At 75.5% G+C, this 11,446-nt stretch carries 12 protein-coding genes and 1 pseudogene; 4 read left to right on the plus strand and 9 right to left on the minus strand.

The window, feature by feature from the left end:
* Both JWQ92_RS16310 and JWQ92_RS16315 read right to left on the minus strand, forming a co-directional pair.
* Nucleotides 1–361 (minus strand): annotated as a pseudogene (locus JWQ92_RS16310) (polyphosphate kinase 2 family protein); the annotation flags it as partial.
* Nucleotides 358–1,272 carry a hypothetical protein gene (locus tag JWQ92_RS16315; RefSeq protein ID WP_297345517.1) on the minus strand — a complete coding sequence of 305 codons (915 nt, stop codon included), beginning with the start codon at nucleotides 1,270–1,272 and terminating at the stop codon, nucleotides 358–360. The gene JWQ92_RS16315 and the pseudogene JWQ92_RS16310, both read right to left, overlap by 4 nt.
* Before the next feature lie 89 nt (nucleotides 1,273–1,361).
* Here JWQ92_RS16315 and JWQ92_RS16320 point away from each other — a divergent pair, with 89 nt between their 5' ends.
* Nucleotides 1,362–2,333, plus strand: a complete 972-nt coding sequence (locus tag JWQ92_RS16320; protein ID WP_297345518.1) for an LD-carboxypeptidase — start codon at nucleotides 1,362–1,364, stop codon at nucleotides 2,331–2,333.
* Between the two features lie 91 nt (nucleotides 2,334–2,424).
* On the opposite strand, the gene pepN is transcribed toward JWQ92_RS16320, so the two are convergent.
* Complete coding sequence (gene pepN / locus JWQ92_RS16325) at nucleotides 2,425–4,965, minus strand: aminopeptidase N (protein WP_297345519.1); 2,541 nt, start codon at nucleotides 4,963–4,965, stop codon at nucleotides 2,425–2,427.
* 260 nt (nucleotides 4,966–5,225) lie between these two features.
* Between pepN and JWQ92_RS16330 the strand changes: the two genes are divergently transcribed.
* The gene (locus tag JWQ92_RS16330) at nucleotides 5,226–5,528 is read left to right on the plus strand and encodes a putative quinol monooxygenase (RefSeq protein ID WP_297345520.1); all 303 of its coding nucleotides are present in this window, start codon (nucleotides 5,226–5,228) and stop codon (nucleotides 5,526–5,528) included.
* A gap of 95 nt (nucleotides 5,529–5,623) precedes the next feature.
* Here JWQ92_RS16330 and folE read toward each other — a convergent pair whose 3' ends face one another.
* The 6 genes from folE to JWQ92_RS16360 all read right to left on the minus strand — a co-directional run bounded on the left by folE (nucleotide 5,624) and on the right by JWQ92_RS16360 (nucleotide 10,185).
* A complete protein-coding gene (gene folE / locus JWQ92_RS16335; protein ID WP_297345521.1) occupies nucleotides 5,624–6,223 on the minus strand; it encodes a GTP cyclohydrolase I in 600 nt (199 codons plus the stop codon).
* Nucleotides 6,220–7,074 (minus strand): 2-amino-4-hydroxy-6-hydroxymethyldihydropteridine diphosphokinase, encoded by an 855-nt coding sequence (folK, locus tag JWQ92_RS16340; RefSeq protein ID WP_297345522.1) that lies wholly within the window; start codon nucleotides 7,072–7,074, stop codon nucleotides 6,220–6,222. The genes folE and folK overlap by 4 nt, the downstream gene beginning before the upstream one ends.
* Nucleotides 7,071–7,865, minus strand: coding sequence for a dihydropteroate synthase (folP, locus tag JWQ92_RS16345; protein WP_297345523.1), 795 nt, complete (start codon nucleotides 7,863–7,865; stop codon nucleotides 7,071–7,073). Before folP ends, folK begins: the two co-directional genes overlap by 4 nt.
* A 95-nt stretch (nucleotides 7,866–7,960) precedes the next feature.
* Complete coding sequence (locus JWQ92_RS16350) at nucleotides 7,961–8,578, minus strand: TetR family transcriptional regulator C-terminal domain-containing protein (protein WP_297345524.1); 618 nt, start codon at nucleotides 8,576–8,578, stop codon at nucleotides 7,961–7,963.
* 213 nt (nucleotides 8,579–8,791) lie between these two features.
* A complete protein-coding gene (locus JWQ92_RS16355; protein WP_297345525.1) occupies nucleotides 8,792–9,481 on the minus strand; it encodes a uracil-DNA glycosylase family protein in 690 nt (229 codons plus the stop codon).
* Nucleotides 9,421–10,185 (minus strand): SGNH/GDSL hydrolase family protein, encoded by a 765-nt coding sequence (locus JWQ92_RS16360; RefSeq protein WP_297345526.1) that lies wholly within the window; start codon nucleotides 10,183–10,185, stop codon nucleotides 9,421–9,423. Before JWQ92_RS16360 ends, JWQ92_RS16355 begins: the two co-directional genes overlap by 61 nt.
* 58 nt (nucleotides 10,186–10,243) lie before the next feature.
* Here JWQ92_RS16360 and JWQ92_RS16365 point away from each other — a divergent pair, with 58 nt between their 5' ends.
* A complete protein-coding gene (locus JWQ92_RS16365) occupies nucleotides 10,244–11,290 on the plus strand; it encodes a Gfo/Idh/MocA family oxidoreductase (protein WP_297345527.1) in 1,047 nt (348 codons plus the stop codon).
* On the plus strand, nucleotides 11,287–11,446 hold a 160-nt coding region (locus tag JWQ92_RS16370; RefSeq protein WP_297345528.1), incomplete at its 3' end, for a 6-phosphogluconolactonase. The genes JWQ92_RS16365 and JWQ92_RS16370, both read left to right, overlap by 4 nt.

Consider the following 11,446-nt stretch of genomic DNA (forward strand, 5'->3'; position numbering starts at 1 on the left):
CGCCGATCATCCCCGGGGCGGGCAGCTGCGCGCGGATGCGCCAGAGGAAGTCGTGCGCGCGCTCCTCGGCCGTCGGCGCCTTGAACGCGTGCAGGTGCACGCCCTGCGGGTCCATCGCGCCGATCACGTGGCGCACGATCCCGCCCTTGCCCGCGGTGTCCATCGCCTGCAGCACGAGCAGCACGGAACGCCCCCCGCCCTCCTTGCCCGCGGCGTAGAGCCGTTCCTGGAGGTCGGCGATGTCGTCGGCGTGCCCCTGCCGCTTGCGCACCGCCTCGCGGCGGTTCGCGATGCCGGGGGTGGACGACGGATCGACATCGGCGAGGTGCAGGTCGGCGCCGACCGGCTGGGGACCGCTCATCCCCGAAGACTAGGACCCCCACCCGCGGGTCGGTCCCGGAGGTAGGCGTCGACGAGCAGCGGCCCCCGCACGTCGCGGAGGCGGTCGACGACCCGGTCGACGAGCCGGCCGGACACCCCCGCCGCCTCGACGTCGAAGGGCCCCAGGGGGGCCAGGCGGCCGGTGCGGATGCGGACGACCTCCCATCCGGCGTGCCGAAGCAGGCGGTCCTTGCGGGCGTCGATCTGCTCGCGGCGGCCGACGTGCTCCAGGCCGTGCCGCCCGGTGGTGTCGTACTCGATCGCGATCCGCAGGTCGCCGAGCACGAGGTCGGGCCATGCCTCGAGGTGCTCGAAGAACGGCTGCCCGAGCCGCACCGCGTTCTGGTCCGCGTCGAAGGCGAGGCGCTCGAGCAGGGCCGCACGCAGGGAGCCCTCGGCGGCGGACGCGGGCGCGGGGGCGCACGCGCTCACGAACGGCTCGCCCACCGGCAGGTCGGGCGTGACGGGGCAGAGCTTCCGAGGCGCCTTCGGGCGCTTCGGCGGCGGGACGGGCCGGGACGGCGCGACTGCGGGGTCGACGGCGCGAGCGATCGGCGGCCGCATGGGCACGGGGCGCGGCGTGCGGCCGAGGGCGAGGTCGGAGCACGTCGGGCACCACGTGGACCGCCTGCGCTCCCGGCCCGGCCGCATCCGCTGCTCCTCGGGCGTCGCGATGAAGCGGTGCCCCGAGTCGCACTCCCAGAGCAGCCACACGTCGGCCGCGAGCGGCACCTGGCTGAGCGCGATGCCACGGTTGAGGTCGGGGTGGTACTGCTTCACGAGCAGCGGGTAGCGGGCCCACTCGCCCCGGTAGCTGCCGACCGGATAGGGCACGGAGCGGCCCGTGGACGCGCGCCGGCGCTCCCACCACGCGTCGACCGGCTCCGGCATGGCGGCACCCTACGTCGGCCCACCGTCGCCGGTCGCCGACCGGGGTGATCCCGGTTGCCCCCGTCGGCGCCCTCGGCTTGCATGGACCGATGACCGCCGCGTTCGCCCCCCTCCGTCCCTCCGCGCTGCACGTCGGCGACACCGTGGCCGTCGCCGCGCTCTCCAGCGGCCTCGAGGAGAGCGAGCGGGCGGCGTTCGACGACGGCGTGCAGGAGCTGGAGCGGGCCGGCTTCACCGTCCAGGTGTCGCCGCTCGTCGAGCTCGGGCGCCACGACTGGTGGTCCGCCGCACGGCCGGCGGTGATCGCTGCGGAACTGAACCGGCTGCTGGCGGACCCCGAGGTGCGCGCGATCTTCGCCCTCACCGGGGGCCGCACGACGTTCTCCTACCTCGACCTCGTCGACCTGGACGCGGTGCGGGCCGATCCGAAGCCGATCGTCGGCTTCAGCGACATCAACGGCCTGCAGCTCGCCCTCTCGGCCCGTACGAGGCTCGTCACGGTGCACGGCGACCTCGTCACCCACGGGTTCGGGTACCGGCATGAGCTGCCGGAGCCCGAGCGCGCCCGTCTCGCGGACGCCTACCGGCTGGTGCTCACCGGCACGCATCCGGCGGGCGCGCTGCCGGTGCACGAGGCGGCGGCGACGTGGCGGGCCGGTCAGGCGGAGGGGCCGCTGCTCGGCGGGATCCTGAACCGGATCGTGCGGCTGCAGGGCACCCCGTTCGCGCTGCCGGCCGAGCGGTTCGACGGCGCGATCCTCTTCCTCGAGGACGTGGGCGCGTCGACGTCGGGGCTCTGGAACGACCTCCACGTGCTCCGCCTCGCAGGGCTGCTCGACCGGATCAACGGCCTCGTGTTCGGACCGGCATCGACCGTCGAGGTCACCGAGGACGGACCGGGCCTCGCCGAGGTCGTGCTCGACGTCGTGCCCGGCGTGCCGGTGCTCGGCGACGTGAACATCGGCCACGAGCCCCCGAACCTGCCGCTGCCCGTCGGCGTGCGCGCGGCGCTCGACGCGGGCGCGCGCACCCTCGCCCTGCTGGAGCCGGCCGTCCGCTGACCTGGGCCGTCGTCAGCGCGGCGGCGGGCCACTTCGGACACCCTCGGGCGTCATCGGACGCCCGTCCTGCCCGAAACCGCCCGCCGGGTGGTCAGGACTCGGCGTCGCGGGATTGCGCCGCCAGGGCGCGGTCGACGCGCGCGAGGTTCTCCACCACGATGCGGCGCAGCGGCGTCGGCTCGGAATGCGCATCGAGCCACCGGCGGGACGCGACCGCGAGCGGGACGCTCGCGAGCGGTGCCGGGTAGAGGCCGCGGGCGAGCGCCTCCGCGATCGCGAAGTCGCGCTGCGCCCACAGCTCGTCGATCTCGGCGAAGTACCGCTCGACGTACGGCCCGAGCAGCGCGGGCGAGAGCACCCGCGTGAAGCCCGCCGTCGTCGCCCGGACCTGCGCGTTCGGCAGCGCGGCGGACTCGACGACCGACGCCCACGCGGCCGTCTTCCCGTCCGGCGTCGGCAGCGCGGCCCGCGCCTCGAGCGCCGACTCCCGCCCCTTCGCCGTCCCGTCGCGCTCGAGCGCGGCGCCGATCTCGGCCTCACCGGCCCGCCCCCCGGCCACGAGGGCGACGAGCAGCCCCCACGCGAGGTCCGTGTCCACCTCGAGTCCGGGCAGGGCCGCCGAGCCGTCCGCCAGTGCCTGCACGGCGTCGAGCTGCGCCGGCGTCCTGGCGACCTTCGCGAAGGCGGTCGCGAACTGGAACTGGGCATCCGATGCCGGCTCGGCGGCTCGGGCGAGGCCGAGCAGGCCGTCCGCGAGCTCCTCGAGCGCCGCCGCCCGCCGATCCGGGGCGACGTAGCTCCCCGCGGCGAGCACGGCCTGCTTCAGCACGATCGCCCGCGTCGCGGACACCGTCTCAGCGCCCGCGTGATCGAGCACGAGCCGCACGAACCCGGACGCCGGCAGCTCGGCGTCGCGGGTCGCGTCCCAGATGGAGCCCCACACGAGCGCGCGGGCGAGCGCATCGTCGATCCGCGACAGCGAGGCGCGCGCGGTCGCGAGCGACGCGGGGTCCATCCGCACCTTCGCGTAGGCGAGGTCGTCGTCGTTCACGAGCAGCAGGGCGGGCGTGCGCACCCCGTCGGGCACCGGCACCGCCGTGCGCTCCCCCGCCACGTCGAGCTCGATGCGGCGGGTGCGCACGAGGCGCCCGTCCTGCTCGTCGTAGAAGCCGACCGCGAGCCGGTGCGGGCGCAGCACGCCGTCGGACGCGGTCTGCAGGAGGTCGAGGCGCACGACGGCGTCGTCGCCTGCCACCGCGAGCTCCGGCGTCAGCGTGTTCACGCCGGCCGTCCGCAGCCACGCTCGGCTCCAGGCGTCGAGGTCGCGGCCGCTCGCCGTCTCGAGCTCGGCGAAGAGGTCCGCGAGCGTCGCGTTGCCCCACGCGTGCCGCCGCAGGTAGGCGCCGACCCCCGTCAGGAACGGCTCCCGGCCCACGTAGGCGACGAGCTGCTTCAGCACGCTGGCGCCCTTCGCATAGGTGATGCCGTCGAAGTTGACCTGCACGGCCTCGATGTCGGGGATCTCGGCCTCGATCGGATGCGTCGAGGGCAGCTGATCCTGCTCGTACGCCCAGCTCTTCTCGTCCGCGTCGAAGGACGCCCAGGCGTCCCGCCACTCCGTCACCTCAGCGGTCGCGAGGTACGACACGAAGGTCGCGAACGACTCGTTCAGCCACACGTCGTCCCACCAGCGCATCGTCACCAGGTCGCCGAACCACATGTGCGCGAGCTCGTGCAGCACGACCATGGCGCGCGACTCCCGCATGGCGTCGGGAACGTGGGAGCGGAAGACGAAGTCCTCGGTGAACGTGACGGCGCCGGCGTTCTCCATGGCGCCGAGGTTGTACTCCGGCACGAAGAGCTGGTCGTACTTCTCGAACGGGAACGGCACGCCGAAGGCGGCCTCGTAGAACGCGACACCCGCGGTCGCCTTCGCGAACATCTCGTCGGCCTCGAGGTAGGGCTCGAGCGACGTGCGGGTGAACGCACCGAGCGGCACGCGGCGGCCGTCGGCGGACGTGAGCTCGCCGCGGCGCACCGCGTAGGGACCGGCGATCAGCGCCACGAGGTAGCCCGCGATCCGCGGTGTCGGCGCGAACGACCAGCGGGCCGCCCCGTCCTGCAGCGGCACCGGCGCGGGCGTCGGCTGGTTCGAGACGACCTGCCAGTGCGCCGGCGCCGTGACCGTGAGCCGGAACGTGCTCTTCAGATCGGGCTGCTCGAAGACCGCGAACACGCGCCGGGCGTCCGGGACGGCGAACTGGGAGTACAGGTACACCTCGCCGTCGACCGGGTCGAGGAAGCGGTGCAGACCCTCGCCGGTGTTCGTGTACCGGGCGTCGGCGACGACGACCAGCTCGTTGTCGGCCTGCAGGCGCGGCAGCGTGATCCGGACGCCGTCGCTCACCTGATCCGGGTCGAGGTCCTCGCCGTTCAGGCGCACCGCGTGCACGCGGGCCGTGACCGCGTCGACGAACGTGGACGCGCCGTCGACCGCGGAGAAGCGGAGCGTGGTCGTGGATCCGAACTCCTGCGACCCGCGCGTGAGGTCGAGCTCGATCTCGATCGAGTCGACGGTGAGCAGCGCGGCGCGCTCCGCCGCCTCCGCTCGGGTCAGGTTCAGACCGGGCACGGCTCCTCCTTCGTAGGGCGTCCGCCCCGCCACAGCATGCTGGCCCCCGTGCGCCGTTCCCTGGGAAGTCGAGGCCCTTCGCTTCCGCCCCGGCCTGCCTCCCGTGCCCGGGTGCGCGAGCAGGCGGGGAGCATCCGAGCGGACGGCGTGCGGGCCACGAGGCCGCGGACCCGCGGCCCGCGGCGGAGCAGTGCGGCCGCCGCGGAAGCGGGGTGCCGCTGCCCGGGGCCGCTCCCCGGCGCCTGCAGCAGGATGGTCGGGTGACGTGGGGCAACATGGGCAGCCTGAAGGCGCTCGACGGGAAGCGGGACGAGCTCGTCGCGATCCTGACGCGCTACAAGCCGGAGCTCGAGGCCTGCGGGTGCCTCGTCTACGAGGTCGGCACCAACCCGTCGACACCCGACCGGGTGTACGTGCTCGAGGTGTGGGACTCCGCCGAGTCGCACCGGGCCTCGCTCGGCCAGGGCTCGGTGCGCGAGGCGCTGCACGAGGCGCTGCCGCTGCTCGACGGCGACATGGTGAGCATGAAGTTCGACATCGCGGGCTCGCCGCTCACGTCGTGACCGCTCCGCGGTATCCAGGACTTCCGGTGCCACCCGCCGCGGTCGTCATCCGTTCGCCCTGAGTTCGGTGCGGATCCTGAGCACGGCGGAGTCGATCAGCCGCGCGGGGGTCGCGCGGCGTGCCGGTCGTCGGGCTCGCCCGCGAGCGCCAGCGCCTCGGCGCGCGCCGGGCCCGTCTCGTAGGCGCCGCGGGCGGCGAGGGTGACGACGGAGGTGCCGGGCAGGCGGCGCCCGCGCAGGGCCACGCAGTCGTGCTCGGCGGTCAGCACGACGAGCACGCCCGACGCCGCCAGGCCCCGCGCGACGGCGTCCGCGATCTCGTCGGTGAGCCGCTCCTGCACCTGCGGCCTGGCGGCGAGCGTCTCCACGACTCCGGCGAGCGCTCCGAAGCCGGCGACCGATCCGCCGGGCCGGTAGACGATCGTCGCCGTGCCCGCGAAGGGCAGCAGATGGTGCTCGCAGGTCGAGACGAACGGCACCGCGCGGAACGCCACGGGGCCGGCCGCGGACACGTCGGCGACGGCGGCCGCGGCGAGGTCCGGCACCGGATCGACGCCGACCCCGGCGAACCGCTCCGCGCCGAGCTCGGCGACGCGCGCGGCGGTGGCGGCGAGCGCCGGACGGGTCGGATCCTCGCCCATCGCGGCGAGGAACTCGGCGACGGCCGCCGCCGCCCGCACCCGGTCCACGGTCATGCGGGGCGCCCCAGCGCGGCGAGGAGGTCCCGCACGGGTCCGCGGCCCGGGAGCACCGCCTCCGGCTCCACCTCCAGCCACGGCGCGAGCACGAAGTCGCGCTCGTGGGCGCGCGGATGCGGCACGGTCAGCCCCGGCTCGTCGATCCGGAGGTCGCCGTAGGCGACGAGATCGAGGTCGAGGGTGCGGTCGCCCCAGTGCTCGAGCCGCTGCCGGCCGAACACGCGCTCGATGCCGAGCAGATCCCCGAGCAGGGCGCGCGGCTCGAGCGTGGTCTCGCCGACGGCGACGCGGTTCACGTAGCGGGGCTTGTCGGGATCGGGCCCGGCGACCGTGAGCGCCACGGTCTCGATCGGCCGGGACGCGGCGGTGAGGGTGAGGCCGGGCAGCCGGCCGAGCGCCGCCACCGCGGCGTCGAGGGTGGCCGCCGGATCGCCGAGGTTCCCCCCGAGGGCGATCACGACGTGGGAGCGCCGCAGCAGCCGCTCGGCCGTGCGGTCGACGCGCACGGCGACGTCGCCGAACGGCAGGCCGATCGGCGCCTGGGGCTTGTGCACCGTCACGATCGCCCGCTCGACCCGCTCATCGGCGAGCACGAGGCGGGCGACGCGGTCGGCGACGGTCTCGATGAGGTCGACGGGGTCGCGCTCGACCGCGGCGACGATCCCGCGCGCCAGCTCCCCGTAGTGCACGGTGCCGAGCACGTCGTCCGTCGCGACGGCGACGCCGAGCGGCACCACGAGCTCGACGTCGACGACGAAGTCCTGGCCCTGCTCCCGCTCTTCGGCGTGCACGCCGTGGAAGGCCCGCACGGTGAGCCCGGTGAGCAGGATCCGGTCGCCCGTGGTCATGCCACCAGCCTCGCGACGACCTCGAGCGCGACCCGGGTGGCGGCCACGTCGTGCACGCGGAGGCCCCACACGCCCCGTTCGGCGAGGAGCGCCGAGAGCACGGCGGTGGGCAGGTCGCGGGCCTCGGCGGGCGCGCCGTGGGGCGCGAGCGCCGCGAGGAACCGCTTGCGGGAGACCCCGACGAGCAGCCGGATGCCGTCGATCCGCAGGTCGTCGACGGAGGCGAGGAGCGCCCAGTTCTCGGCGGCGCCCTTCGCGAAGCCGATGCCGGGATCGAGCACGAGGCGCTCGTCCGGGATGCCGGCCGCCCTGGCCGACGCCACCCGGCGCTCCAGCTCGGCGCGCACCTCCGCGACGACGTCGGTGTAGCGCGGCGGGGTCGCGGCGGCCCCCCTCGAATGCATGAGCACGAGCTCGGCGGCCGAGCCGGCGACCGTCCCGAGCATCCGCGGATCCGCCGTGCCGCCGCTCACGTCGTTCACGATCCCCGCTCCGGCGGCGATCGCCTCGGCGGCCACCGTCGCGGACCGCGTGTCGATGCTCACGCGGATGCCGTCGCCGACGAGGCCCGCGACGACCGGGATGGTGCGGCGCAGCTCCTCGGCCACCGGCACCGGATCCGCGCCCGGCCTCGTCGACTCCCCACCGACGTCGACGACGTCCGCGCCCTGCGCGACGAGCGCGCGGCCGTGGGCGATCGCCGCAGCGGCGTCGAGGTAGCGGCCGCCGTCGCTGAACGAGTCGGGCGTCGTGTTGAGCACGCCGAGCAGCAGGGGACGGGCGGGGATCATGGGCTCGGCCAGGGTACCGAGGCTCGGCAGGAGGTCGGGCGGCCTGCCTGGAGCACGACCGCCCAGCCGGACACGGACGGTCGGGCCGAGCCGGGTCAGGCCTGCGCGACCTGCTCCGCCGGCTCGACCCCGCCGGTGACGCCGAGCTCGCTGCGCACCACCGAGGTGAGCAGCCGCATCCGGTCGATCTCGGAGTGGTAGCCGACCAGCGAGTAGGCGTTCACGCCGTCGATGACCGCGAGCAGCAGGTGGGCGACCGTCTCCGGGTCGGCAGGCAGGAAGTCGCCGGAGCGCACGCCGCGACGGATGACGGCCGAGACGAAGGCGTGCCAGGCGCCCTCCTCGGCGCGGACGGCGGCGCCGAGCGCCGGGTTGCGGCGGCCGAGGCTCCAGGACTCGAGCCAGACGGAGTCGACGTCCATCCGCACGGGCAGCGCGAGCGTCTCGAGCAGGGCGGAGAGCTGCACGGTCGGCGCCGGGTGTGCGAGCACGACCCGCTTCACCTCGGCGAGCTCGGCGCCGACGATCTTCTGGAACACCTCGGCGATGAAGGCGGCGGTGTCGGGCCGGTGGTGGAGCACGACCTTCGGGGTGGTGCCGGCGCGCGCCCCGACGCTGTCCGGCGACACCGCGTGGAGGCCCTGGTCGAACGCGACCGCGACGGCCGCCTCGACGAGCTCGTCGATGCCGACCTGTGCGGGTTTCCGCCTCATGAGTCCTCCGCGGATCGGGAGCACGCGGCCGCCCTCTCGCCGGGAATCGGCTGGACGACCGGCGCGTCGAACGTCGGTTCTCGCACATGGTCCACGCCGCGGACCGCATCCGGTGGGAGGCGGGACCGCGAGTCGCGGGTGTACGGCTTCCGATCCTGCCGCGGAACAGCGCCCTCCGCGCTCCCCCGTTCAAGCGCCGCGGGGATCCGGGGGTCAGCCGGGTGCGAGGCGGAGCAGCCCCTCCGTGAACCGCGCCGCTCCGCCCTGCGCGGGGTGGCGCACGGCGACCGCGTCGACGCCGGCGTCGGCGAGCGCCGCCTCCGCCTTCCTGCCGACCGCCACGACACGACGGACACGCAACGCGGCGAGCAGCTCGAGGGCGACGGGCGTGCCGTCCCGCACCTCCGACGGGCGCGGGGTGCGGTTGCCGGCCGGGACCCCCGGGGGGAACGGATGGTGCGGCACGATCGGCCAGGAGACGGGCAGCGGCCGTCCCCACCGCGCCAGCGCGGCCCACACCACCGCGGAGGACGCCTCCCAGGCGGGCGCGGGGCCCTCCGGCACCGCGAAGCCGTCGCCGGCGGGGTCGCCGGTGATCCGGCCGGGCCGGGCCGTGAGCTCCCGGAGGCTCATGAACGGCACCCCCGTCACGGTCGCGCCGCGGTGGCCGGGCGCCTCGGCGATCAGTGCCGTGTCGGCGTCCGCCACGAGCTCGAGGTACCGGTGCAGGTTCGCGAGCCGCAGCGCGCCGCCGGGCCGGCCCGCGTCCCAGAGCGCCTCGGCGTCGGGTGCGACCGGCACGGCGGCCAGCAGCTCGAAGAAGCGCGCGAGGTCGGGCTGGATCAGCGCGGCCTCCCAGCTCGGCGAGCGCGAGCGGCCCGCTGCGGGAGCGAGGGGAGCCACGCGCTGGTGCGGGGACGCTGCGGTCGGGGCGCGTCGTTCCGGAGCTCCGCGGCGAGCTCGGCACCGAGGACGGCGTCCCCGACGGCCGTGGGGTGATGGGTGGCCGGATCGATGATGTCGTCGACGTCGTCGGCCGTGAACCAGCCCTCCCGCAGCGGAGAGATGTAGCGCACGCCGAGGTTCGCCGCCTCCGCTGCGAGGGTGTCGTCCACCTGACGCTGCACCCCGGTGACCGGCCACGGGTCGGGCCCGGGGCCGAGCAGCACCACCGACGCGTGGGGACGCACCGCCTGGATACCCGCCACGGTGCGAGCGACCGCGTCCGGCAGCGTGCTCAAGTCCGACTGGACGTCGTTGCTGCCGCCCTGCACGATCACGAGAGCGGCGCCCGGGCCGGCGGGGATCCGGGTGGCGCGCTCCGGGTACGTCGCGGTGCCGGGGGGAGCGACCAGGTAGCCGGATCCCGATTGCCCGTCGACGTCCGCTGTGGTGCCGAGATCGTCCGCCGCATCCTGGATGAGCGCATGCGTCGGGTCGGCGTAGAGCCCGGCCGCCCACGAGTCACCGATGGCGTAGATCGGCTGAGGATGGCTCGAGGGGGTTGCGGGCAGCGCGACGGCGCCGACCATCGACGCGGCGACCGAGACGGCCGTCACGACCGGGGACAGCTGGGGCACCTCGTCAGACTGCACTGCGATCGGCATGCCCGGTGCCATTCATCACGAATTCATAACGATGGCGAGGATCCGCGAGGATGACCGCATGGCCGACGCCGCGCTGCCCGCCCCGCGAACCCCGGACCCCGCCGACGCGCCCTCCCTGGGCTGGGGCGTGCTCGGCCCCGGCGAGATCGCCGGCGACTTCGTGGACGCGCTGCAGCGGCACACCGGCCAGCGGGTGGTCGCCGTCGGCTCCCGGAGCGCCGACCGCGCGGAGCGCTTCGCGGTCCGCTACGACGTTCCGCGGGTGCACGTCGGCTACGAGGCGCTCGTCGCCGATCCCGAGGTCGACGTCGTCTACGTCGCGACCCCGCACCGCGAGCACGCCCGCAACGCGCTGCTCGCGGTCGCGGCCGGCAAGCACGTCCTCGTCGAGAAGCCCGTCGCGGTGACGGCGGCGCAGGCCCGCTCGATCTTCGCGGCGGCCGCCGCGGCCGGGGTCTTCGCGATGGAGGCGATGTGGACCCGCTTCCTGCCGCAGACCGACGTCGTCGCCCAGGTGCTCGAGCGGGGCGGCCTCGGCCCCGTGTCGCTGGCGACGGCCGACTTCGCGGGCGGCGGATCCGCGGATCCGGCGAGCCGGCTGCTCGATCCGGCGCAGGGCGGCGGAGCGCTGCTCGATCTGGGCGTCTACGTCGCCTGGTGGTCGCACCTCGTGCTCGGCCCGCCCGACCGGGTCACGGCCCGCGGCCTGCTCGGCGCGACCGGCGTCGACGAGCAGGCCACCCTCGTGCTCGAGACCGGCGCGGCGCAGGGCGTCGTCACCACCGGGTTCCGCGGGCGGACCGCCTGGCGCGCGACCGCGGTCGGGGCTCGGGCCCGGATCGAGGTGGCGGCACCGTTCTGGGCGGCGAGCGGGCTGACGCTCGTCGGCGCCGACGGGACCGTGGCCGGCGCGTGGGAGGACCCGTTCGGCCGGCCGTTCCGGCAGGGCCTCTGCTACGAGGCGGCGGCGGTCGCCCGGGCGATCGCGGAGGGGCGCTCCGAGCACCCGGACCACCCTGCGGCGACCGCGGTCGCGGTGCTCGAGACGATCGACGCGGCCCGGCACGAGCTCGGGTACGCGGATCCGCCCGGCTGGTCCGCATGACCGCCGACGACGAGGCCCTCGCAGGCGCCCGGGCGCTCGTGCAGCGCACGGCCGCCGAGCTCGCCGCCGCCGGCGCCCGCTTCGACCTCGTGCTCAACGGCATGGGCCCCGACGGGCACACCGCCTCCCTGTTCCCCGACCACCCGGTCCTGGACG

Origin of the sequence: Amnibacterium sp., from assembly GCF_025463795.1 — a bacterium.
In the GTDB taxonomy this organism is placed as follows: domain Bacteria; phylum Actinomycetota; class Actinomycetes; order Actinomycetales; family Microbacteriaceae; genus Amnibacterium.

Bases quoted from the DNA above. Each gene is read 5' to 3' on its own strand.
- JWQ92_RS16360 (WP_297345526.1), bottom strand. From the start codon at position 10,185: ATGCCGATCGCAGTGCAGTCTGACGAGGTGCCCCAGCTGTCCCCGGTC.
- JWQ92_RS16315 (WP_297345517.1), bottom strand. From the start codon at position 1,272: ATGCCGGAGCCGGTCGACGCGTGGTGGGAGCGCCGGCGCGCGTCCACG.
- folK (WP_297345522.1), bottom strand. From the start codon at position 7,074: ATGACCACGGGCGACCGGATCCTGCTCACCGGGCTCACCGTGCGGGCC.
- JWQ92_RS16350 (WP_297345524.1), bottom strand. From the start codon at position 8,578: ATGAGGCGGAAACCCGCACAGGTCGGCATCGACGAGCTCGTCGAGGCG.
- JWQ92_RS16320 (WP_297345518.1), top strand. From the start codon at position 1,362: ATGACCGCCGCGTTCGCCCCCCTCCGTCCCTCCGCGCTGCACGTCGGC.
- JWQ92_RS16365 (WP_297345527.1), top strand. From the start codon at position 10,244: ATGGCCGACGCCGCGCTGCCCGCCCCGCGAACCCCGGACCCCGCCGAC.
- folP (WP_297345523.1), bottom strand. From the start codon at position 7,865: ATGATCCCCGCCCGTCCCCTGCTGCTCGGCGTGCTCAACACGACGCCC.
- folE (WP_297345521.1), bottom strand. From the start codon at position 6,223: ATGACCGTGGACCGGGTGCGGGCGGCGGCGGCCGTCGCCGAGTTCCTC.